Below are 20,724 nucleotides of genomic sequence, written 5' to 3' on the forward strand. Positions count from 1 at the left end.
GACTTAAATAACCTCCGGCGCCAGCGAGACGATCTTCATGAACTTCTTGTCACGAAGCTCGCGACCGACCGGCCCGAAGATACGGGTGCCGCGGGGCTCCCCGTCGTTCTTCAGGATCACGGCGGCGTTCTCGTCGAACTTGATGTACGAGCCGTCGGGACGGCGCGTGGACTTGACCGTGCGGACGATGACGGCCTTGACCACATCGCCCTTCTTGACGTTTCCGCCCGGGATCGCGTCCTTGACGGTCGCGACGATCGTGTCACCGAGACCGGCGTAACGACGACGCGAGCCGCCGAGAACACGGATGGTGAGCAGTTCCTTCGCGCCGGTGTTGTCGGCGACCTTGAGGCGGGATTCCTGCTGGATCACTTGGCCTTCTCCAGAATCTCCACCAGACGCCAGCGCTTCGTGGCGCTGAGCGGGCGGGTCTCGTTGATCAGGACGAGGTCGCCGATGCCGGCGGAGTTCGCCTCATCGTGCGCCTTGACCTTCGAGGTGCGGCGGATGACCTTGCCGTAAAGCGGGTGCTTCACGCGGTCCTCGACCTCGACCACGATGGTCTTGTCCATCTTGTCGCTGATGACGTAGCCACGACGCGACTTGCGGTACCCACGGGCATCCGCATCGCGGACATCGTGTGCGGCGTGCTCAGCCTCGACGGCGGCTTCCTTCTTGGTGGCCATCACTCAGCCTCTTCCTTCACGGCGTCGTCGGCGGAATCCGCCTTCTTCGCCTTCGACTTGGTCGCCTTCTTGGCCGGAGCCTCGACGGGAGCGGGCGTCGCACGGATGCCCAGCTCACGCTCGCGGATCACGGTGTACAGGCGCGCGATGTCGCGCTTGACGGCGCGGATGCGGCCGTGGCTCTCCAGCTGGCCGGTGGCCGACTGGAAACGGAGGTTGAACAGCTCCTCCTTGGCCTTACGCAGCTCCTCAACGAGGCGCTGGTCTTCGAACGTGTCGAGCTCTGCCGGAGCGAGCTCCTTGGTGCCGATCGCCATTACGCGTCGCCCTCCTCGCGCTTGATGATGCGTGCCTTGAGAGGCAGCTTGTGAATTGCTCTGGTCAGTGCCTCGCGAGCGAGCTCCTCGCTCACGCCGGAGACCTCGAAGAGGACGCGACCCGGCTTGACGTTGGCGACCCACCACTCGGGCGAACCCTTACCGGAACCCATGCGGGTCTCAGCAGGCTTCTTCGTCAGCGGACGGTCGGGGTAGATGTTGATCCACACCTTTCCGCCACGCTTGATGTGACGCGTGACCGCGATACGAGCGGACTCGATCTGGCGGTTGGTGACATATGCAGGCGTGAGTGCCTGGATGCCGTACTCGCCGAAGGAGACCTTCGTGCCACCGGTCGCCTGGCCGCTACGACCGGGGTGGTGCTGCTTGCGGAACTTGACTTTGCGGGGAATAAGCATCAGGCAGACGCTCCTTCTGCGACGGGTGCCTCGTTGCGCGGTGCACGACGACGGTCGCCACCACGGTCATCACGACGAGCCTTGGGGGCGTTGGCCTGCTCGCGAGCGAGCTCCTTCGCCGTCAGGTCGCCCTTGTAGATCCAGACCTTCACACCGATGCGGCCGAAGGTGGTCTTCGCCTCGTAGAAGCCGTAGTCGATGTTCGCGCGCAGCGTGTGCAGCGGCACACGACCCTCACGGTAGAACTCCGAACGGCTCATCTCGGCGCCGCCGAGGCGGCCGGAGACCTGGATGCGGATGCCCTTGGCGCCAGCGCGCTGCGCGCCCTGGAGACCCTTGCGCATCGCACGACGGAACGCCACACGAGCAGAGAGCTGCTCGGCGATGCCCTGTGCGACGAGCTGAGCGTCGGCCTCGGGGTTCTTGACCTCGAGGATGTTCAGCTGGATCTGCTTGCCCGAGAGCTTCTCGAGGTCGCCGCGGATGCGCTCGGCCTCGGCTCCACGACGACCGATCACGATGCCCGGACGGGCGGTGTGGATGTCGACGCGGACGCGGTCACGGGTGCGCTCGATCTCGATGTTCGAGACACCGGCGCGGTCGAGCTGCGTCTTCAGCAGGTTGCGGATCTTGATGTCCTCGGCGACGTAGTCGGCGTAACGCTGACCCGGCTTCGTCGAGTCCGAGAACCAACGCGACACATGGTCAGTCGTGATGCCGAGGCGGAAGCCGTACGGGTTTACTTTCTGTCCCATTACTTGCTCGCCTTCTTGTTGCTGTCGCTTGCCGCAGCCGGAGCTGCCTCAGGCGTCGAGAGCACGACCGTGATGTGGCTCGTGCGCTTCTTGATCTGGAAAGCGCGACCCTGTGCACGGGGCTGGAAACGCTTGAGCGTCGTGCCCTCGTCTACGTAGGCGTTAGCCACGTACAGGTCCTGCTCGTCGAGGTACTCGCCGTCACGATCCGCCTTGACCTGCGCGTTGGCCATGGCCGACGCGACAAGCTTGTAGATCGGCTCACTGGCGCTCTGCTGTGCGAACTTCAGGATCGCCAGAGCCTCCTGGGCCTGCTTGCCCTTGATGAGCGCGACGACACGACGAGCCTTCTGAGGGGTCACGCGGATGTGTCGCACGCGTGCGATGGACTCCACCATTTCTCTCTCCTCTATCGCCACCGCGTCAGCGGCGGCGGCCCTTCTTGTCGTCCTTCTCGTGGCCGCGGAAGGTGCGGGTGGGCGCGAACTCGCCCAGTTTGTGGCCGACCATGGTCTCGGACACAAACACGGGGATGTGCTTGCGACCGTCGTGGACCGCGATCGTGTGACCCAGCATGGCCGGGATGATCATGGACCGGCGAGACCAGGTCTTGATGACGTTCTTGGTGCCGGCTTCGTTCTGCACGACCACCTTGCGAAGCAGGTGATCGTCGACGAAGGGGCCCTTCTTAAGACTGCGAGGCATCTTCTCTTACTCCTACTTACGCTTCTTGCCGGCGTTACGACGACGCACGATGTACTTGTCGCTTTCCTTGTTGGCGTGACGGGTGCGACCCTCAGCCTGGCCCCACGGGGAGACGGGGTGACGTCCACCGGACGTCTTGCCCTCACCACCACCGTGCGGGTGGTCGACCGGGTTCATCGCGACACCACGGACGGTCGGGCGGACGCCCTTCCAGCGCATGCGGCCGGCCTTACCCCAGTTGATGTTCGACTGCTCGGCGTTTCCGACCTCGCCGATGGTCGCGCGGCAGCGCGCATCGACGTTGCGGATCTCGCCCGAGGGCAGACGCAGCTGAGCGAAGTTGCCATCCTTGGCGACGAGACGGACGGATGCACCGGCCGAACGTGCCATCTTCGCGCCGCCACCGGGACGGAGCTCGATCGCGTGGATGACGGTACCCGTCGGGATGTTCTTCAGCGGGAGGTTGTTGCCCGGCTTGATGTCGGCACCTGCACCCGACTCGATGACGTCGCCCTGCTTGAGCTTCGCCGGCGCGAGGATGTAGCGCTTCTCGCCGTCGAAGTAGTGCAGCAGCGCGATGCGTGCCGTGCGGTTGGGGTCGTACTCGATGTGAGCGACCTTGGCGTCCACGCCGTCCTTGTCATTGCGACGGAAGTCGATGACGCGGTACTGGCGCTTGTGGCCACCACCGATGTGACGGGTCGTGATACGGCCCTGGTTGTTGCGACCACCGGTCTTCGAGAGCGGGCGCAGCAGCGACTTCTCCGGCGTCGATCGGGTGATCTCGGCGAAGTCAGCCACCGACGAGCCGCGACGGCCCGGGGTCGTGGGCTTGTACTTGCGAATAGCCATGATTGTCCTTATCCCCCGGATCAGCCGATTGCCGTGAAGATGTCGATGGTGCCCGACTTCAGGGTCACGATGGCGCGCTTGGTGTCCTTGCGCTTGCCCGTGCCGAAGCGGGTGCGACGAGCCTTGCCGACGCGGTTGAGGGTGTTGACCCCAGCGACCTTGACGCCGAAGATCTTCTCGATGGCGAGCTTGATCTCGGTCTTCGAAGCGCGCGGGTCCACGAGGAAGGTGTACTTACCCTCGTCGATGAGACCGTAGCTCTTCTCGGACACGACCGGCTTCAGGATGATGTCGCGCGGGTCCTTGTTCAGGGCCGTCTGGAGAACAGATGCCTGCTCGCTCATGCGGGGACCTCCTGGTTGGCGCCGGACTTGGAGGCGATGAAGCCCTCGAGCGCGGCCTGGGTGAAGACGATGTCGTCGGAGACGAGCACGTCGTATGCGTTGAGCTGGTCGAACGTCAGCACGTGCAGGTTCGACAGGTTGCGGATGCTCTTCAGCGTCACGTCGTCGTTGCGCTCGATGACGACGAGCACGTTCTTCGACGAGACGACGTTGGTGAGGAAGTTCACCGCGGTCTTGGTCGAAGGCGTGCCGTCAATGCCGAACGACTCGATGGCGTGGATGCGGTCACCGCGGAAGCGGTCGCTCAGTGCACCACGGAGGGCAGCGGCGATCATCTTCTTGGGGGTGCGCTGCGAGTAGTCGCGCGGCTTGGGGCCGTGCACGATTCCACCACCGGTCATGTGCGGCGCGCGGATCGAGCCCTGACGGGCGTTACCCGTGCCCTTCTGCTTGAAGGGCTTGCGGCCGGCACCCGAGACCTCACCGCGACGCTTGGTCGAGTGGGTTCCCTGGCGAGCCGCCGCGAGCTGCGCGACGACGACCTGGTGGATGAGCGGGATGTTCGTCTTGGCGTCGAACAGTTCGGCGGGAAGCTCGATCGAGCCAGCCTTCTTGCCGTCTGCCTTGAGGACGTCAAGCGCGAGAGTGGAGTCAGCCATGATCAGGCACCCTTCACTGCGTTGCGGACGTAGACGATGCGGCCACGAGCACCGGGGACGGCGCCCTTGACGAGCAGCAGGCCCTTCTCGATGTCGACGGCGTGCACCGTGAGGTTGAGGACGGTCACGCGCTCGCCACCCATACGGCCGGCCATGCGCATGCCCTTGAAGACGCGGCTCGGGGTCGACGATGCGCCGATCGAGCCGGGCTTGCGGTGGTTGCGGTGCGAACCGTGCGAAGCCGAGACGCCCTTGAAGTTGTGACGCTTCATGACACCGGCGAAGCCCTTGCCCTTGCTCGTGCCGACGACGTCGACGAGCTGGCCTGCTTCGAAGGTGCCGTCGACCGTGAGCTCCTGGCCCAGCGAGTAGTCGCCGGCATCCGCGGTGCGGATCTCGGTGACGTGACGACGCGGCGTGACGCCTGCAGCCTCGAAGTGAGCGGTCAGCGGCTTGTTCACCTTGCGCGGGTCGATCTGGCCGTACGCGATCTGCACGGCGTTGTAGCCGTCCTTCTCGGGGGTACGGATCTGCGTGACCACGTTCGAGGCGAGCTCGATGACGGTGACGGGAACGAGCTTGCCGCTCTCGTTCCAGACCTGGGTCATACCGAGCTTCGTGCCCAGCATGCCCTTGGAAATCTTGGAGTTGATGTCAACCATGTCCGACCTCAGAGCTTGATCTCGATGTTGACATCGGCAGGAAGGTCGAGACGCATCAGCGAGTCGACAGCCTTGGGCGTCGGGTCGACGATGTCGATCAGACGCTTGTGGGTGCGCATCTCGAAGTGCTCGCGGCTGTCCTTGTACTTGTGCGGCGACCGGATGACGCACACGACGTTCTTCTCGGTCGGAAGGGGCACGGGGCCGACGACCGTGGCGCCCGCGCGGGTCACCGTGTCGACGATCTTGCGTGCGGACGTGTCGATGACCTCGTGGTCATACGACTTCAGGCGAATGCGGATCTTCTGTCCCGCCATTGTCTGCTCTCTCTCTTTAAGCGTCTTACCGACCTGGGCCGGGTGACCCAGGGGCATTGGACGCACGTCGGCGCTGTTCGCGCCTCGGCACTCGAACGGCTCTCGCGAGTCGATCTGCTGCACCACTGTTCTGCTGTCATCCCGCACGCCTCACGACGAGCGGATGTCCGACCTCCGCCGCGCACGGCGGAGCCCTCGTGATGAAGATGTCGGGATCGTTCTGCCACCCGCGGCCTAGGTCCCTGCGCGCCTGCGCCGCCTATGCACTGCCGTGATGGTGATCCGGTCGCGCTGAGCACGCCGGAATGTCGAACCTGTCTATTCTGCCACGGGCGATTTCACTTGCGCAAACCCGGGCGTGTCGCGCCGGCTGTGCATCTCCTGAGGGCGCGCCCCAGCCGTCGGATCGGCGCCTCTGATCGACGCCGCCGACGACCCCTCAGCGCGCTGAGGAGAGCGGGGCGAGGCATCCCCATGCCTCGCCCCGCTTGGGGAGGGCGTTCAGTGCGAGGGGGCACACCGAACGCGAGGAGACCGGCGTGAAGGGACGCCGGGATCCTCGACCGAGGGCGCGGCGAAGCGACCGCCGCGCGGGCGGGAAGACGTCAGAGCGCACAGAGTGCGCGCGTCGCACGATGATCCCCAAAATCGTATTCCCCAGTTTGACGCGGCGAACCGCGTGAATTCGGGAGGTCGAACCCCTTCGACATCCCTGATCGCAAGTTCCCCAGGCGATCGAGATCCATCCTACGGGAACAGGCCACTGAAACGCGATACCGCCACCCGGAATACTTGGTTCCGGACGCAGAAGAGCGGCGACTCCCGTGAAGGAGCCGCCGCTCTCGGTCTCAGTGGCGAGCTGTCACTCGTTGCCGACGGCCTTGTCGGCGCTGTCGCGGATCTCGTCGATCTTGTCCGCGGCACCCGGAGCGAGCTTCTTCGCGAAGTCTGCGACGCCGTCGAGGACCTTGTCGCTGATGTCCTCGGCCTGCTCGCTCTTGACGGCCTCGGCGATCTTGTCCTTGTTCTGCTCGTACAGGTCCTTGCCCTTGTTGACGGTGTCCTCGATACCCATGCGGGCCCCCTTGTATGCGATCGGATGCGGCGGATCCCCGACGCACGTTCATTCTGCCCGGATCGACGCCTGGGCGGAAGAGACGCGAGAGGGGCGGTCATACAGACCGCCCCTCCCTGCCGCGACTACTCGGCGGCGACGGCAACCCGTCGACGGCGGTACGCGAGGAACAGCCCTCCGGAGACGAGCATCAGCAGTGCCATCGCGATCAGGCTCCAGGCCGTCTCCGCTCCGGTCGTCGCGAGAGGGTCGGCCGCCTTCACGTCGGCTGTCGCGTCGTCGACGAGCTGCGCCTCATCGGTCTGCTCGGTCGGCGAATCCACCACGACGGCATTGGTCACCGACGGGTACGCCTGCTCGCCGATGCGCACGCGCAGCGTGAGAGTGATCTCCTCGTCGAGGGCGAGACCGTCCTCGAGCGTCCACGTCACGACACGGCCGTCCACCCGCACACCCTGATCGGGCGAGCTGTCGAACTCGAGCCCCGCGGGCAGGGCATCAGTGATCGTGACGGGCCCGAGGTCGGCGGTCGGGCCGTCGTTGCGCACGACGATCTCGTAGACGCCGACCTTGCCGACCTGGAAGCCGCCGACGGCCGTCTTGGTGACCACGAGCGCGGCGAGGCCGGGCACTGTCACCACGTCGGACGCGCGGTTGTCGTCGGGAGTGCGGTCGGGGTGCTCGTCGGTGATCTCCGTCGCTGTGACATCCGCGACGTTGACGACCTCGGAGTACGCCGAGACCAGCACCCGCGTGGTCACGACGAGCGGTGCCGCGGTCTCGCCCGGCGCGAGCGGCAGCGCGTAGCGCGCGGTCACCAGGGTTCCGGCGAGGGGGTCCTCGGCGTCGACCGGCGCGATCGCGTCGATCGTCCAGTCGCCTCCCACCTCGTCGCCCACGACAGTGGTGACCTCGAGACCCGCGGGCACGAGATCCGTCACCACGACACCGGTCGCCTCGGACGGACCGCTGTTGCGCACCTCGAGGGTGAACGGCAGCAGGTCGCCGATGCGCACGGCATCCGCATCATGCGTCTTGGCGATGGCGAGGTCGACCTCCCGATCCACCGTCACGGCGGCGGTGTCGATGTCGTTGCCGGGGTTCGAGTCCGGCGTGCCGGACGATACCGTGGCCGTGTTCGTGAGCGTCGACCCGTGCACCACGGTCGGGTCGATCAGCGCATCGAACTCTATCGCAGGCGTCGCAGCACCCTCGACGAGCCCCGCGTCACCGGGCGCAAGCGTGAACGTCACGCTCTGCGGGTCCGCCTCGTCGACTGCGGCCGTCCACGCCGCCGCAGCGTCGCCGGCGAGTGCCGTGAAGCTCATGCCTGCGGGAAGACGGTCGACGACCGTGACGGGACCGACCGCGTCGCTGGCACCGAGGTTGGCGACCTCCACCCGGTAGCGGATGCTCTCGCCCGCCACCGCGGAGGAGACCTGCGCGCCCTCGCTGTCGATCGCCGTCTTGATCAGCTGCAGATCGGCGTCGGTCGTGACGTCGATCACGGCCGTGTCGGTGTCCTCGTGCGGCGAGTCCGACCTGCTGTCCGACCACGACAGGGTCGCCGTGTTCGTCAGGGCCGTGCCCGTCGGGACGTTCGACGCGACGAGAGCGACCACGGTGATGGTGCTGTCGCCCAGCGGGTGGCCCGCCTGGAAGCAGCTCTCGCTCACGTCGTCGCACGTCCAGCCCTCACCGGCGATCGAGATCGCGCTGAGACCCTCCGGGAGCACGTCGGTGACGAACGCGTCGGCGACCGAAGGACCGTCGTTGCGGACCGTCAGCGTGTATTCGACCTCGGTACCCGCGATCCACGGGCCGTCTGCGACGGTCTTCGTGATCGAGAGCTCGGCGAGCGTGACGATCTCGACCGCCGCCTCGCTGTGGTTGTTCGTCGGATCGAAGTCCTCCGGGCCCGTCACGTCGGCGGCGTTCACGAGTCGCTGCGGACGCACGTCCGCGGCGACCGCTGCGGTGACCTCGATCACCACGGTCGCCCCCGATGCCAGGGTCTCCCCCTCGGCCAGCGCCGACCAGGCGATCGAGCGGCCGTCGTCGGTCACGGTCGCATCGGCCGCGACCGGGCCGGACCCGGCGACGTCGATGGTCGACGAGACGTACGTCATCCCGGCAGGGAGCCGGTCGGCGATGTCGATCGGCGCGCTCGAGATGCTCGGGCCGTCGTTCGTGACGGTCAGCAGGAAGCGCGTCTGCGTCCCCGCGGTCACCTCGGGAGCATCCGCTCCGACAGGAGCGCCGTCCGCGTCGAGCGCCGCCTTCACGATCGAGAGGTCGGCCACCCGGTCGGATGCGGTGGTGTCGCCGTCGCGCGGGGTGTTCGTCGAGTTGGTCGCCTCGGCCTGCACCCAGTTCTCCACCTCGGAGCCCGGAGCGAGTGCCGAGTCCACCGCGTACGTCACGATGAACGACCGCGTGTTCGTCCCCGACGCTGCAGGCACCGTACCCGCCACCGCGAACGTGTCGTTCGCGGCCGGCCCCGCCGTGCGGGTCCAGGTGCCGTTCTCGTCCTGCACCTGGGAGTAGGAGAGCATCGACGGGACCTCGTCGACGATGCGCACGTCGCGAGCATCCGCCGGTCCGTTGTTCGTCACGACGACCCGGTAGCTGACGGTCTCGCCGGCGACGACGTCCGGCAGGGCGGCCCCGAGCTGGGAGGCGTCCTTCCATGTGCCGTCGTCGAGTATGACGCGCGTCTTGGTGACCGCGAGCGTCGTGTCATCGCCAGGGGTGACCGTGACCTCACCGGTGTTGTTGCCGGGGACCGGGTCGGTCGTCGCTCCGGGGGCGACGGATGCCGCGTTGCGGATCGCTCCCCCGGTCCACGACGAGTCGACGGTTCCGGTGAGCGACAGGTCCTGCGCGGGACCCACCGGCATCTGCTCTCCGACGAAGGTCCAGGTGATCGTGTCGCCCGCGGCGGCCGGCCACCCGTCCGATGCCGTGACCGTCCAGGCCGTCAGGCCTGCGGACGGATCCCGCACATCGCCGATCCCCGCGGGGATCGTGTCGGTCACCGTGATCGGATCGGCGTCGGTGGAGACCGCGACCGACGGACCGTTGTTGCGGACCTTGATGCTCCAGGTGAGCGAGCGACCCGCGGTGACCTCGGCGGTGTTCACCGACTTCGTGACGGCGAGGTCCGCCGCGCTCGAGATCGGCTGGGAGGCCGTTGCGGTGTTGTCCTTCGTGATGTCCGCCGGGCGCTCGAACGTGCGGCCGGTGACGCCGGCCGTGTTCGTCGCGGTGCCCGTGGCCGGCGCCTGGATCGACACGTCCGCCACGAGGACGATGCGGTCGGTGCCTGCCGCGGCGAGGGTGCGCGTGCGGTCTCCCACCACGAACGGGTCGGATGCGGTTCCGGCACCGGTCAGCGCGAGGGCTGTGCCGGTGGTGTCGGATGCCGTGGAGTAGTACCGCGCGGTGAATGCCCCGGTCGTGACGCCTGCCGGGAGAACGGTCTCATCCGTGACGACGAACGGTCCGCTCGCCGCATCCGGTCCCTGGTTCGTGACCGTGATGCGCCACTGCGGCTGCGTGTATCCGGAGCGCGCGGCGTCGCCGGCGGTCCACGCGCCTTCGGCGTCTCCGCCGATCGCCGCCTTGACGACCTTCAGGTCGGCGCGCGCGATGTGCGCGTCAGCCGTGGCATCCGCTCCGACGTATGCGCCGCCCGCGTTGCGCGTGGCTCCGGTCGCGTCGGTCGCGACACCGGTCACGGTGTTGCGGTGGTCGATTGAGAGCCCTGCGCCCGGATCGGTCACGGCACCGGGGTGCGGTGTGGCCGAGAAGGTCACGAGCAGGGTGCGCTGAGCATCCGTCGCTCCCGACGCCGTGCCGGACAGGAGCGCCTGGCCGGTCGCGGATCCGATCGTCCAGGTCACGGTCTCGCGACCGTCCTTGGCACCGATGACGGGAGCCGCGAGGTCGACCGCTGCCTGCGTGCCGACGGTCAGGCGCGGCACGACGGTCGCGTCGTACTGCCAGTTCGCCGGGAGCGTGTCGGTGAGCGTCAGCGTCTGAGCCGATCCCGTGCCCGTGTTCCGAGCCTGCAGCGTCCACGAGAAGGTCTCGCCGACGAATGCCTCGGAGCCTGCGGTGACGCGCTTGCTCAGCGCGACCTGCGGGAAGCGCGGTGTGATGGCAGCGGCACCCGTGGTGTTGGTGGTGACGTTCGCGCCTCCACCGGGACGCGTTCCGGTGCCCGGGGTGTAGACCCAGCCGTCCGACGTGGCCGACTCGAATCGGGTGACGGCGACCTGGTTGCCCAGCGCGCCCGCGCCGAGGGCCGCGGCCTCCACGAACGTTCCCCGGTAGACGAGGTCGAGCGTGTTCGAACCGGCGATGTTGCTCAGCGGACCGACGAGGGTCCAGGTGATCGTTCCGCCCTTGCCGGCGCGCAGCGCGTCCGCGTCCGAGAACGTCGCGCCGTCGAACACCGTCTGAGTGGTGTCGATGCGGATGCCTGCTCCCACCGTGTCGGTCACCACGACGCCGTACGCGGGCGACGTGCCCGCGCCCGTCGCGTTGGAGACGCGCACGCGGTACGTGAACGACTGGTCCGGCCCGCCCGCAGAGGCCGCACCGTAGGTGCCGTCCGCCGCGCCGGTCGTCTTGACCGCCTTGGCGATCGTGACGTTCGGGTTCAGGATGCTGACGGTCGCGGTGTCGCTCTGCGAGGTGCGATCCGTGGTGGAGCCGTTGACCCGGCTCCATGTGAACGTGGCGTTGTTGACGAGCGAGGCAGCGGTCACCGCCTTCGTGATGCGCGCCTGATAGGTGACCGTGATGGTGCGGGTCTGGTCCCAGGCGATGATGTCGTCCTGAGTGACCTTCCACGACAGCACGCGACCGTTCAGCGTCGGCTGTCCGATCTCGGGAGCATCCGGTGCTCCGGCCCACTGAGCGGTCTCGGTGTGCGTGCCCGTCGCCACGAAGTCGACGCCTGCGGGAAGCGTGTCGGTCAGGGTCACGTCGTAGAAGTTGGTGCTCGTCGGAAGCGTGGTCTTCACGGTGTAGGTGACGATGTCGCCGACCGGGGCCGACGCCGTGCTGACCGACTTGTCGACCGAGGCATCCGGCATCCGCACGGTGGCGTTCGCCGTGGCGGTGTAGGTGCCACTGCGGTCGGACGTGTCGCTGTCGGCGCCCACCGCGAGCGGCAGGGTGCGCCCCGACAGCTCGGCGCGGTTGGTGAACTGCGATCCGCCGCCGGCCAGCGCCTCGACGGTGCCGAGGTACGTGAGGGTAGGGGCTGTACCCTCACCGCGGAGGGCGGGGATGGTCCACTCGATGAGCGTGCCGGTGCCCGATCCGCGCTGGATGGCGTCACCCGTGCCGATCGCGCACGTGTCGGCGAGGACGCGGGCGGTGCCGACCGAAGGCGCCAGGGCGCTCGGTGTGATCTCGGCCGGCACGCAGTCGAGGATCACGACGTCGTAGAGGGCCGGGCTGTTCGCCGCGTTGCTCGCCGTGAGTGTGTACGTCACCGTGCCGCTGGCGGAGACGGTCGTTGACGATGCCTTCTTCGTCAGCGTCGGAACGGGCTCGACGAACTGCACCTCCGCGGTGGCCGTGCGCGTGAGGCGCGACGCGCCCTGCGTGTTCGGGTCGAGGAAGCTCAGGCTCGCGGTGTTCTTCATCGCTCCTGGGAGCACGTTCACGACGCCGCTGTTCGCGGCGGAGGCATCCCGGTCCTTCACCCACAGCGTGATCTGCACGCGGAACGTCTGCGCCGTTGCGGTGCCGTTCGTGTAGGTGTCGGGGAAGGTCAGCACGCCGTGTGCCGCACCCGCGGTCTCGGTCGCGCGGAAGTCCCCCGCACCGGTGCCGATCACGAGCTGAGAGCCCGTGGGTCCGAGGTACTTCGCGCTGCCGTCGACGTACTGGTAGGTCACGCTGCCGTTCTGCAGGGCGAGTGCGCCGCCGTCGGACAGCACGGCACCCTTGACGGTGGTGTGCGCCGGGATCGTCGCCGAGTACTCGAAGGTCGCGTACTCGCCCTGGACGATCTGCGAGGCCGAGTTGCGTGTGCCGTCGCCGAGGTCGGTGACCCCGGCCGCCGCGTCTGCGACGGGTGCGACCTCGGTCGAGACGAGCCTCTTCGCGATCGCGACGTCGGGCAGGTGCACCTCGGCGGTGCCGACGGTGTCGACATCGGATGCCGAGACCTCCCCCTCGCCCGGGGCGCGCGTGGTCAGCTGCTGACCTCCCGCGTCGCTCTGCGGCACCACGGTCGTGATCTTCGACCCGGTGTTCTCGATGCCGTAGCTGACGATCCCGGCCGAGTTGGTGTAGCTCTGGGTCGGCTGCGCGGCATCGCCGCCACCGGGGACGCCTGCGGGAACCGTGAGCGTGTATCCGAGCGTGAGGCCGCGGACGACCTCGGGCGCGGCATCCGTCGCGGCGGTGGAGCCGGCGATCGAGGCCCCGACCTTCCAGACCACCACGGAGCGCCCGGTGAAGGCGCTGCTGAGCGAGATGCCGTCGGGCAGAGTCTCACCGGCGTCGTAGACGGACACATCGAGGTCGGTCGGGGTGATCGCCGTCTCGGTGCCGCCGTCGTAGAGCGCGGAGGTGAACGATGCCACATCGGCCTTCTTCACCCCTGCGGGAAGGACGTCCCACACGGCGTAGTCGGTGGTGCCGTTCTGCGGTGCCTGCACGTCGATGCGGTACTCGACCTCGTCGTTCTGCACGACCTGACGGGTGGGCACGCGAGAGCCGAAGTCCGCGCCGATCACCTCGTCGTTCACCGAGCGGATGCCCTTGGTCAGCGTCGAGCCCCAGTCGAGGTCGATGGTCGCCTCCCTGCGGAGGAAGGAGAGCACGCCGTCGACGTTGACCTGCTGGTACTTCGCCTGGTTCGCGGGACTGTCGACCTCGTCGCGCGATGCGGACTGGGACTGCACCTCGCCGCGCACGTAGACGGTCATGGTGCTGCCGGCGGGCACGAACCGGTCGCTGCTGGTGCCGCGGTTCCGCGCTCCGAACTCCCAGGTGAGGGACGTGCCGGTCGGCGCCGTGTTCGGGATGTACGCCGTCGGGAAGGAGCCGGTGCCGTAGGCGACCGGGTCGGTCACGTCGGTGAAGCCGGTGATGCCCTGGTAGCCGTAGAGGATCTCCCGCACCGCGACACCCTCGGGCAGGTAGTCGGTGAGAATCGGGTTGCGCGTGTCGATGCCGTCGGCGAAGGGCACGATCAGGCGGTACCAGACGTCGTCGCCGGGAGAGAAGGGCTGGGTCGCCGCCGTCACCCAGTCTGCGTCGGTCGCGTCGTCGAACGACTGACCGCGCTCGAGCACGGTCTTGCTGAGGTCGGTGAAGTTCGACGTGATGAGAGCGGACGAGTCGTCCTTCACATAGCGGGTGCCGCCGACGCGGTCGCTGAGCGCGGGGTCGTTCGCGATCGCCGCGATCGGCTCGGTCTGAGCGGTCACCGTCACGTGGTTGAGGAAGCTGTCGCCCGAGCTCGTGCCACCGGCCGCGCCGGTGTAGTTCGGACGCTGCATCACGGAGTACTGAGCCGTGAACGATTCGCCCGCGGCGAGGTCGTCGACCGCGAAGACGACGGTGAAGGTACCGTCGGTCGGCGTGTAGCGGATGGATGCGAGGTGCAGCTCAGGCGAGAGCACCGCGCCGCTCGCCTCGGTCGGGAAGTTGCAGGCGTCGCCGGGGACCTCGGAGTTCCACGTCTGCTGTGAGACCTCGAGGTCGCCGATCATGAGCGAGACGCCGTCCGGCGAGCCGGGGAACGCGGGGCAGAGACCGTTCGCGATGACGTCCGTGAGCACGATCCCGCGCGCGTCGACGTACTCGCTGACGTCGACCTGCACCGAGTAGGTGGCGAGGGATCCGGTGGTGAAGGCCTTGCCGTCGTCCACGCCCTTCAGGACGCGGACGTCGACCGCCTCGATGATCTCGTCATCGTCGTCGTGCGCGGCGCGAAGCGTGTCATCGTCGTTCAGCACCGGCCCCTGGTAGGTGCCTGCGACCGTGGCGACGTTGCGGAACGTCTGCGCGTCGGTGGGTTCGGCGGTCCCGCCGTGGCGCGTGGAGGCGCCGGTGTTGTTGTCGAGGTTCGCGGCCTGCGCACCACCGGCAGGAGACGGCGCCGTGCCCTCGGGCCACAGCGCGTTCGCGAACAGCGGGACGGCGGCGTGATACCGGATCTGCGTCCTCGCGCCCGCGGAGAGATCGCCGAGAGACCAGGTGATCTTCGTGTAGACGCCCGCACTGGGAAGACCGCGGGCTGCGGCTTCGGATGCGGAGAACGACACGGTGTCGACGATCTCGCCGGCCGTCACGCCGCCGGTGAGAAGACCGGAACCGTCATACTCGACGTCGGCGGAGTTGTCTCCGGTCGCGAGGCCCAGGTACTCGAGCCCTGCGGGCAGGTAGTCGGTGACGGTGACACCCGTCGTCGCACCTCTGGTCGTGTTCTCGACGTCGAGCGTGTAGGTCGTGATGTTGCTGTGCGCGCCGCGCAGAAGCTCGGTCTCGGCACTCGGCTCGGTCTTGACGATGCGCAGCGCGCGCACCGGAACGTCATCGGTCGCAAGGGCGGCTCCCGACGTGTGCGCGGTGGTGCGCGAGACACTGGTCGACCCGTCGAAGGTGGGGATACGCGCCGGATCGTTGCTCGTATAGGCGCGGATCGAGAAGCCGACCTCACCGCCGACGGGGTACTCGTCGCCGTTCGGGGCGATCGTGACCCGCGAAGAGACCGTGCCACCCTGCGGGAGGTCGTTGACGTTGGACCACACCCAGACCTGCTGGCCGGCGGGGACAGCGCACAGAAGCGACTGGCCCGGCGCGCTCACGAGGCCGAGCGACTCGCACGAGGCGTCGGTTGCGGTGCGCGAGCGGTTCGGCAGGACGTCCCCTTCCGCGTACACCGTCGGCGCTCCGAAGCTGCCGCCCGAGACCAGGGTGACCGACGCGGGAACCGCTGCGACGAGGCTCAGGTTGAACTGCGCTCCCCCGCCGCTGTTGGTGACGTCGACGTCGAATCCGACGTTCTCCCCGGCGAGGACGAAGTCCTTTCCGGCAGAGGCCGGATCGACGTTCTGCGCCGAGATCGTGGGCGCCCACAGAGCGGCGGATGCCGTCTGCGCCGTGACCCCGAGGGCGAGCGCCCCGGCGATCAGAGAGACGACGGCGGTGATCGCCGTCAGTCTCCGGGCGCGCTGAATGTTCTTTCGACGCAGGGTCGAACGCATGCTGAAACTCCCCTTAACCCTGCACGCCACTCCCCGGTGTGCAGGCACTCCCCTATCCGCATGCGCCGCTGGACGCGCTCAGGAGGGCGTGGGGCCTCTCCGAGCTTCAGCGGTGTCGTGACCGACCTTGACCTCGGGCACGGGCGTGCGTACTGCGCGGAACGCAGCACTCACAACGATATATGACACTTCGCGTTATATTCAAGGACATAAACACCGGAGAGTCGTGGGGGACGACAAAAGGGGCCGGACCCGAAGGTCCGACCCCTGTTGTCAGGAAGCAGATGCTTACTTGATGATCTTCGTGACCGTACCGGCGCCGACGGTGCGTCCACCCTCACGGATGGCGAAGCCGAGGCCCTCCTCCATGGCGATCGGCTGGATCAGCTCGACCGTCACGTCGGTGGTGTCGCCGGGCATGACCATCTCGGTGCCCTCGGGCAGCGTGATGACGCCGGTGACGTCGGTGGTGCGGAAGTAGAACTGCGGGCGGTAGTTCGTGTAGAAGGGGTTGTGACGCCCACCCTCATCCTTGGACAGGATGTACGCGGTGCCCGCGAAGTCGGTGTGCGGCGTGACCGAACCCGGCTTGACGATGACCTGACCGCGCTCGACGTCCTCACGCTTCGTGCCACGGAGCAGGAGACCGCAGTTCTCGCCGGCCCATGCCTCGTCGAGCTGCTTGTGGAACATCTCGATACCCGTGACCGTGGTCTTGACGGTCGGACGCAGTCCGACGATCTCGACCTCGGAGTTGATGGCCAGCGTGCCACGCTCGGCGCGGCCGGTGACGACGGTTCCACGACCGGTGATCGTGAAGACGTCCTCGACGGGCATCAGGAACGGCTTGTCCTTGTCGCGCACGGGGTCGGGGACGTTGTTGTCGACGGCCTCCATGAGGTCGAGGATGGACTGGGTCCACTTCTCGTCGCCCTCGAGTGCCTTCAGAGCGGAGACGCGGACGACAGGAGCGTCCTCGGCGAAGCCCTGCGAGGCGAGCAGCTCGGAGACCTCGAGCTCGACGAGCTCCAGGATCTCCTCGTCGTCGACCATGTCGCTCTTGTTCAGCGCGACCAGCAGGTACGGCACGCCGACCTGCTTGGCGAGCAGCACGTGCTCACGCGTCTGAGCCATCGGGCCGTCGGTGGCGGCGACCACGAGGATCGCGCCGTCCATCTGAGCAGCACCGGTGATCATGTTCTTGACGTAGTCGGCGTGGCCGGGTGCGTCGACGTGCGCGTAGTGGCGCTTCGGGGTCTCGTACTCGATGTGCGAGATGTTGATGGTGATTCCACGCTGGCGCTCTTCCGGCGCCGAGTCGATGGAAGCGAAGTCGCGCTGCACGTTCGTGTCGGAGGGGTACTTGTCAGCAAGCACCTTCGAGATCGCTGCGGAGAGCGTGGTCTTGCCGTGGTCGACGTGACCGATCGTTCCGATGTTGACGTGCGGCTTGGTCCGCTCGAACTTGGCCTTAGCCACTTGGTCCTCCTCAGGACGTCGTGTAGAGGTCACCGGGCACTGGATTGCGACCGGATCTCTACGGGTTAGGTTCTCAGTTTAGTAGAGAGGGAATGTGAAGTTGTAGGAGACCTGGGAGCCGGGCCGGAACCCGGCTCCCAGGAAGTTGTTACTCGCCGCCCTGGTGCTTCTGGACGATCTCGTCCGCCACAGCGCGGGGAACCTCAGCGTAGCTGTTGAACTCCATCGAGTAGACGGCGCGACCCGAGGTCTTCGAGCGCAGGTCGCCGATGTATCCGAACATCTCGGACAGCGGGACGTGTGCACGGACGACCTTGACGCCTGCGGCGTCCTCCATCGACTGGATCTGGCCGCGACGCGAGTTCAGGTCACCGATGACGTCGCCCATGTACTCCTCGGGAGTACGCACCTCGACCGCCATGAGCGGCTCGAGGAGTGCCGGGCTCGCCCGACGAAGGGCTTCCTTCATACCCATCGATCCTGCGATCTTGAACGCCATCTCCGAGGAGTCGACGTCGTGGGCCGCACCATCGACGATCGTCGCCTTGACGCCGACGATCGGGTAGCCGGCGAGCACGCCGACGTTCATCGCGTCCTGGAAGCCGGCATCGATCGAGCCGATGTACTCACGCGGGATGCGACCACCGGTGACCGCGTTGACGAACTCGTACGTCTTCTCGTCGTCGAGGTCGAGCGGCTCGATGTTGAACTGGATCTTCGCGAACTGACCCGATCCACCCGTCTGCTTCTTGTGCGTGTAGTCGTACTTCTCGACGCCCTTGCGGATCGTCTCGCGGTACGCCACCTGGGGCTTGCCGACGTTCGCCTCGACGTTGAACTCGCGCTTCATGCGGTCCACGAGGATGTCGAGGTGCAGCTCGCCCATGCCCTTGATGGTCGTCTGACCGGTCTCGGGGTTGAGCTCCGTGCGGAAGGTCGGGTCCTCCTCGGCGAGCTTCTGGATGGCGACACCCAGCTTCTCCTGGTCGGCCTTGGTCTTTGGCTCGATCGCGACCTCGATGACGGGCTCGGGGAACGTCATCGACTCGAGGACGACCGGCGAGGCCGGGTCGGTCAGGGTGTCACCGGTGGTGGTGTCCTTCAGACCGATGACCGCGTAGATGTTGCCCGCGGTGACCGAGGGAACAGGGATCTCCTTGTTTGCGTGCATCTGGAAGATCTTCCCGATGCGCTCCTTCTTGCCCTTGGTCGAGTTGACGACCGCGGCGCCGGAGTCGAGCTGACCCGAGTAGACGCGCACGTAGGTGAGGCGACCGAAGAACGGGTGCACTGCGACCTTGAAGGCGAGAGCCGCGAACGGGTCCTTGGCGTCGGGGTGACGCTCGATGATCGTGTCGTAGTCCTTGGGGTCGTGCGCCTCGATCGAGCCCACGTCGAGCGGGTTCGGGAGGTAGTCGACGACTGCGTCGAGCATCGGCTGGACGCCACGGTTCTTGAACGCGGAACCGCAGAGGACCGGGTAGATCTCGGAAGCCACGGTGAGCTTGCGGATCGCGCCCTTGATCTCGGCGACGGTCAGCTCTTCGCCACCGAAGAACTTCTCGAGCAGAGCGTCGTCGGTCTCGGCGACGGTCTCGAGGAGCTGCTGACGGTACTCGTCCGCCTTCTCCTTGAGGTCGGCCGGGATCTCCTGGATCTCGTAGGAGGCGCCCATGGTGACGTCACCCTTGGAGTCACCCGCCCAGACGAGCGCACGCATCTCGACGAGGTCGATGACGCCGATGAAGTCGTTCTCCGCACCGATGGGCAGCTGGATGACCAGCGGCTTGGCGCCGAGGCGGTTGATGATGGTGTCGACGGTGAAGTAGAAGTCCGCGCCGAGCTTGTCCATCTTGTTGACGAAGCAGATGCGGGGGACGTTGTACTTGTCGGCCTGACGCCACACGGTCTCGGACTGGGGCTCGACGCCCTCCTTGCCGTCGAACACGGCGACGGCACCGTCGAGGACGCGGAGCGAACGCTCCACCTCGACCGTGAAGTCCACGTGACCGGGGGTGTCGATGATGTTGATCTGGTTCTTGTTCCAGTAGCAGGTCACGGCGGCAGACGTGATCGTGATGCCGCGCTCCTTCTCCTGCTCCATCCAGTCGGTGGTCGATGCACCGTCGTGGGTCTCGCCGAGCTTGTGGTTGACGCCCGTGTAGAACAGGATGCGCTCGGTCGTGGTGGTCTTGCCAGCATCGATGTGAGCCATGATGCCGATGTTCCGAACCTTGCTCAGGTCGGTGAGCACGTCTTGTGCCACAGGAGTGTCCTTATCTTTCGTGCAGTCGTACTGCGAAGAGGGGGGTGCCCGCCCCCGACGTGTGGTCGGGGGCGGGCGAAGCTGTTTACCAGCGGTAGTGAGCGAACGCGCGGTTCGACTCGGCCATCTTGTGCGTGTCCTCGCGGCGCTTGACCGCTGCGCCGAGACCGTTCGACGCGTCGAGGATCTCGTTCTGGAGACGCTCGGTCATCGTCTTCTCACGACGACCCTTGGCGTAGCTGACGAGCCAGCGCAGCGCGAGGGTGTTCGCGCGGTGCGGCTTGACCTCGACCGGAACCTGGTAGGTCGAGCCACCGACGCGGCGGCTCTTGACCTCGAGAGTCGGGCGCACGTTGTCGAGCGCCTTCTTCAGAGTGGCGACGGCGTCCTGGCCGTTCTTCGCCTCGACGCCCTTGAGGGCGTTGTAGACGATCGACTCGGCGAGCGACTTCTTGCCGTCGACCAGGATCTTGTTGACCAGCTGGCTGACGATCGGAGCGCCGTATACCGGGTCGTTGACGACGGGACGCTTGGGGGCGGGACCCTTACGAGGCATTGGACTCAGCCCTTCTTCGCGCCGTAGCGGCTGCGAGCCTGCTTACGGTTCTTGACGGCCTGGGTGTCCAGGGCGCCACGGACGATCTTGTAACGAACACCGGGGAGGTCCTTGACACGACCACCACGGACGAGCACGAGCGAGTGCTCCTGAAGGTTGTGACCCTCGCCCGGGATGTACGCGGTGACCTCGGTGCCGTTGCGGAGCTTCACACGAGCGACCTTGCGCATCGCCGAGTTCGGCTTCTTCGGGGTGGTGGTGTAGACGCGGGTGCAGACCCCGGCCTGCTGCGGGTTCGACTTGAGTGCGGGCGCCTTGGTCTTCGAGACCTTGGGCGAGCGACCCTTGCGAACCAACTGCTGAATGGTTGGCACGTTCTCTCCTCATAAT

The 20,724-nt window shown here is 66.9% G+C and carries 18 protein-coding genes; all 18 read right to left on the minus strand.

The window, feature by feature from the left end; all coding sequences use genetic code 11:
- Positions 1–3 precede the first annotated feature (3 nt).
- The 18 genes from rplN to rpsL all read right to left on the minus strand — a co-directional run bounded on the left by rplN (position 4) and on the right by rpsL (position 20,708).
- Positions 4–372, minus strand: a complete 369-nt coding sequence (gene rplN / locus MRBLWH13_RS11375) for a 50S ribosomal protein L14 (RefSeq protein ID WP_053097479.1) — start codon at positions 370–372, stop codon at positions 4–6.
- Entirely contained in the window at positions 369–686 is a 318-nt protein-coding gene (gene rpsQ / locus MRBLWH13_RS11380) for a 30S ribosomal protein S17 (protein WP_042538763.1), read from the minus strand. Before rpsQ ends, rplN begins: the two co-directional genes overlap by 4 nt.
- Positions 686–1,003, minus strand: a complete 318-nt coding sequence (gene rpmC, locus MRBLWH13_RS11385; protein WP_017829202.1) for a 50S ribosomal protein L29 — start codon at positions 1,001–1,003, stop codon at positions 686–688. The genes rpsQ and rpmC overlap by 1 nt, the downstream gene beginning before the upstream one ends.
- Entirely contained in the window at positions 1,003–1,422 is a 420-nt protein-coding gene (gene rplP, locus MRBLWH13_RS11390; protein ID WP_056312870.1) for a 50S ribosomal protein L16, read from the minus strand. The genes rpmC and rplP overlap by 1 nt, the downstream gene beginning before the upstream one ends.
- Positions 1,422–2,177, minus strand: a complete 756-nt coding sequence (gene rpsC / locus MRBLWH13_RS11395; RefSeq protein WP_017201587.1) for a 30S ribosomal protein S3 — start codon at positions 2,175–2,177, stop codon at positions 1,422–1,424. Before rpsC ends, rplP begins: the two co-directional genes overlap by 1 nt.
- Positions 2,177–2,575, minus strand: a complete 399-nt coding sequence (rplV, locus tag MRBLWH13_RS11400) for a 50S ribosomal protein L22 (protein ID WP_053097482.1) — start codon at positions 2,573–2,575, stop codon at positions 2,177–2,179. The genes rpsC and rplV overlap by 1 nt, the downstream gene beginning before the upstream one ends.
- A 25-nt stretch (positions 2,576–2,600) precedes the next feature.
- A complete protein-coding gene (rpsS, locus tag MRBLWH13_RS11405) occupies positions 2,601–2,882 on the minus strand; it encodes a 30S ribosomal protein S19 (protein ID WP_017829205.1) in 282 nt (93 codons plus the stop codon).
- Between the two features lie 12 nt (positions 2,883–2,894).
- The gene (rplB, locus tag MRBLWH13_RS11410) at positions 2,895–3,734 is read right to left on the minus strand and encodes a 50S ribosomal protein L2 (RefSeq protein ID WP_045253842.1); all 840 of its coding nucleotides are present in this window, start codon (positions 3,732–3,734) and stop codon (positions 2,895–2,897) included.
- A gap of 20 nt (positions 3,735–3,754) precedes the next feature.
- Positions 3,755–4,078, minus strand: coding sequence for a 50S ribosomal protein L23 (gene rplW, locus MRBLWH13_RS11415; RefSeq protein WP_017829206.1), 324 nt, complete (start codon positions 4,076–4,078; stop codon positions 3,755–3,757).
- Positions 4,075–4,737: a 50S ribosomal protein L4 gene (gene rplD, locus MRBLWH13_RS11420; protein ID WP_341955140.1), complete on the minus strand. Its 663-nt coding sequence runs from the start codon at positions 4,735–4,737 to the stop codon at positions 4,075–4,077. The genes rplW and rplD overlap by 4 nt, the downstream gene beginning before the upstream one ends.
- A gap of 2 nt (positions 4,738–4,739) precedes the next feature.
- On the minus strand, positions 4,740–5,399 hold the full coding sequence (rplC, locus tag MRBLWH13_RS11425; RefSeq protein ID WP_056312872.1) for a 50S ribosomal protein L3: 660 nt from the start codon (positions 5,397–5,399) through the stop codon (positions 4,740–4,742).
- Positions 5,400–5,407: 8 nt separating this feature from the next.
- Complete coding sequence (rpsJ, locus tag MRBLWH13_RS11430; RefSeq protein ID WP_017201594.1) at positions 5,408–5,716, minus strand: 30S ribosomal protein S10; 309 nt, start codon at positions 5,714–5,716, stop codon at positions 5,408–5,410.
- Between the two features lie 862 nt (positions 5,717–6,578).
- Positions 6,579–6,791 (minus strand): hypothetical protein, encoded by a 213-nt coding sequence (locus MRBLWH13_RS11435; protein ID WP_056312873.1) that lies wholly within the window; start codon positions 6,789–6,791, stop codon positions 6,579–6,581.
- Between the two features lie 125 nt (positions 6,792–6,916).
- Positions 6,917–16,033 carry an isopeptide-forming domain-containing fimbrial protein gene (locus MRBLWH13_RS11440; protein WP_341955141.1) on the minus strand — a complete coding sequence of 3,039 codons (9,117 nt, stop codon included), beginning with the start codon at positions 16,031–16,033 and terminating at the stop codon, positions 6,917–6,919.
- 288 nt (positions 16,034–16,321) lie between these two features.
- Positions 16,322–17,512, minus strand: a complete 1,191-nt coding sequence (gene tuf, locus MRBLWH13_RS11445) for an elongation factor Tu (RefSeq protein ID WP_056514176.1) — start codon at positions 17,510–17,512, stop codon at positions 16,322–16,324.
- Between the two features lie 148 nt (positions 17,513–17,660).
- The gene (fusA, locus tag MRBLWH13_RS11450) at positions 17,661–19,778 is read right to left on the minus strand and encodes an elongation factor G (protein WP_341955142.1); all 2,118 of its coding nucleotides are present in this window, start codon (positions 19,776–19,778) and stop codon (positions 17,661–17,663) included.
- An 85-nt stretch (positions 19,779–19,863) separates the two neighbouring features.
- Complete coding sequence (gene rpsG / locus MRBLWH13_RS11455; RefSeq protein ID WP_042538706.1) at positions 19,864–20,334, minus strand: 30S ribosomal protein S7; 471 nt, start codon at positions 20,332–20,334, stop codon at positions 19,864–19,866.
- Between the two features lie 5 nt (positions 20,335–20,339).
- Positions 20,340–20,708: a 30S ribosomal protein S12 gene (gene rpsL, locus MRBLWH13_RS11460; RefSeq protein WP_013584051.1), complete on the minus strand. Its 369-nt coding sequence runs from the start codon at positions 20,706–20,708 to the stop codon at positions 20,340–20,342.
- Between the last annotated feature and the right edge of the window lie 16 nt (positions 20,709–20,724).

Origin of the sequence: Microbacterium sp. LWH13-1.2, assembly GCF_038397735.1 — a bacterium.
Classification (GTDB): domain Bacteria; phylum Actinomycetota; class Actinomycetes; order Actinomycetales; family Microbacteriaceae; genus Microbacterium.

Coding starts and splice junctions, on each gene's coding strand:
- rpsQ (WP_042538763.1), bottom strand. CDS start 686: ATGGCCACCAAGAAGGAAGCCGCCGTCGAGGCTGAGCACGCCGCACAC.
- rpmC (WP_017829202.1), bottom strand. CDS start 1,003: ATGGCGATCGGCACCAAGGAGCTCGCTCCGGCAGAGCTCGACACGTTC.
- rplP (WP_056312870.1), bottom strand. CDS start 1,422: ATGCTTATTCCCCGCAAAGTCAAGTTCCGCAAGCAGCACCACCCCGGT.
- rpsC (WP_017201587.1), bottom strand. CDS start 2,177: ATGGGACAGAAAGTAAACCCGTACGGCTTCCGCCTCGGCATCACGACT.
- rplV (WP_053097482.1), bottom strand. CDS start 2,575: ATGGTGGAGTCCATCGCACGCGTGCGACACATCCGCGTGACCCCTCAG.
- rpsS (WP_017829205.1), bottom strand. CDS start 2,882: ATGCCTCGCAGTCTTAAGAAGGGCCCCTTCGTCGACGATCACCTGCTT.
- rplB (WP_045253842.1), bottom strand. CDS start 3,734: ATGGCTATTCGCAAGTACAAGCCCACGACCCCGGGCCGTCGCGGCTCG.
- rplW (WP_017829206.1), bottom strand. CDS start 4,078: ATGAGCGAGCAGGCATCTGTTCTCCAGACGGCCCTGAACAAGGACCCG.
- rplD (WP_341955140.1), bottom strand. CDS start 4,737: ATGGCTGACTCCACTCTCGCGCTTGACGTCCTCAAGGCAGACGGCAAG.
- rplC (WP_056312872.1), bottom strand. CDS start 5,399: ATGGTTGACATCAACTCCAAGATTTCCAAGGGCATGCTGGGCACGAAG.
- rpsJ (WP_017201594.1), bottom strand. CDS start 5,716: ATGGCGGGACAGAAGATCCGCATTCGCCTGAAGTCGTATGACCACGAG.
- MRBLWH13_RS11435 (WP_056312873.1), bottom strand. CDS start 6,791: ATGGGTATCGAGGACACCGTCAACAAGGGCAAGGACCTGTACGAGCAG.
- MRBLWH13_RS11440 (WP_341955141.1), bottom strand. CDS start 16,033: ATGCGTTCGACCCTGCGTCGAAAGAACATTCAGCGCGCCCGGAGACTG.
- rpsG (WP_042538706.1), bottom strand. CDS start 20,334: ATGCCTCGTAAGGGTCCCGCCCCCAAGCGTCCCGTCGTCAACGACCCG.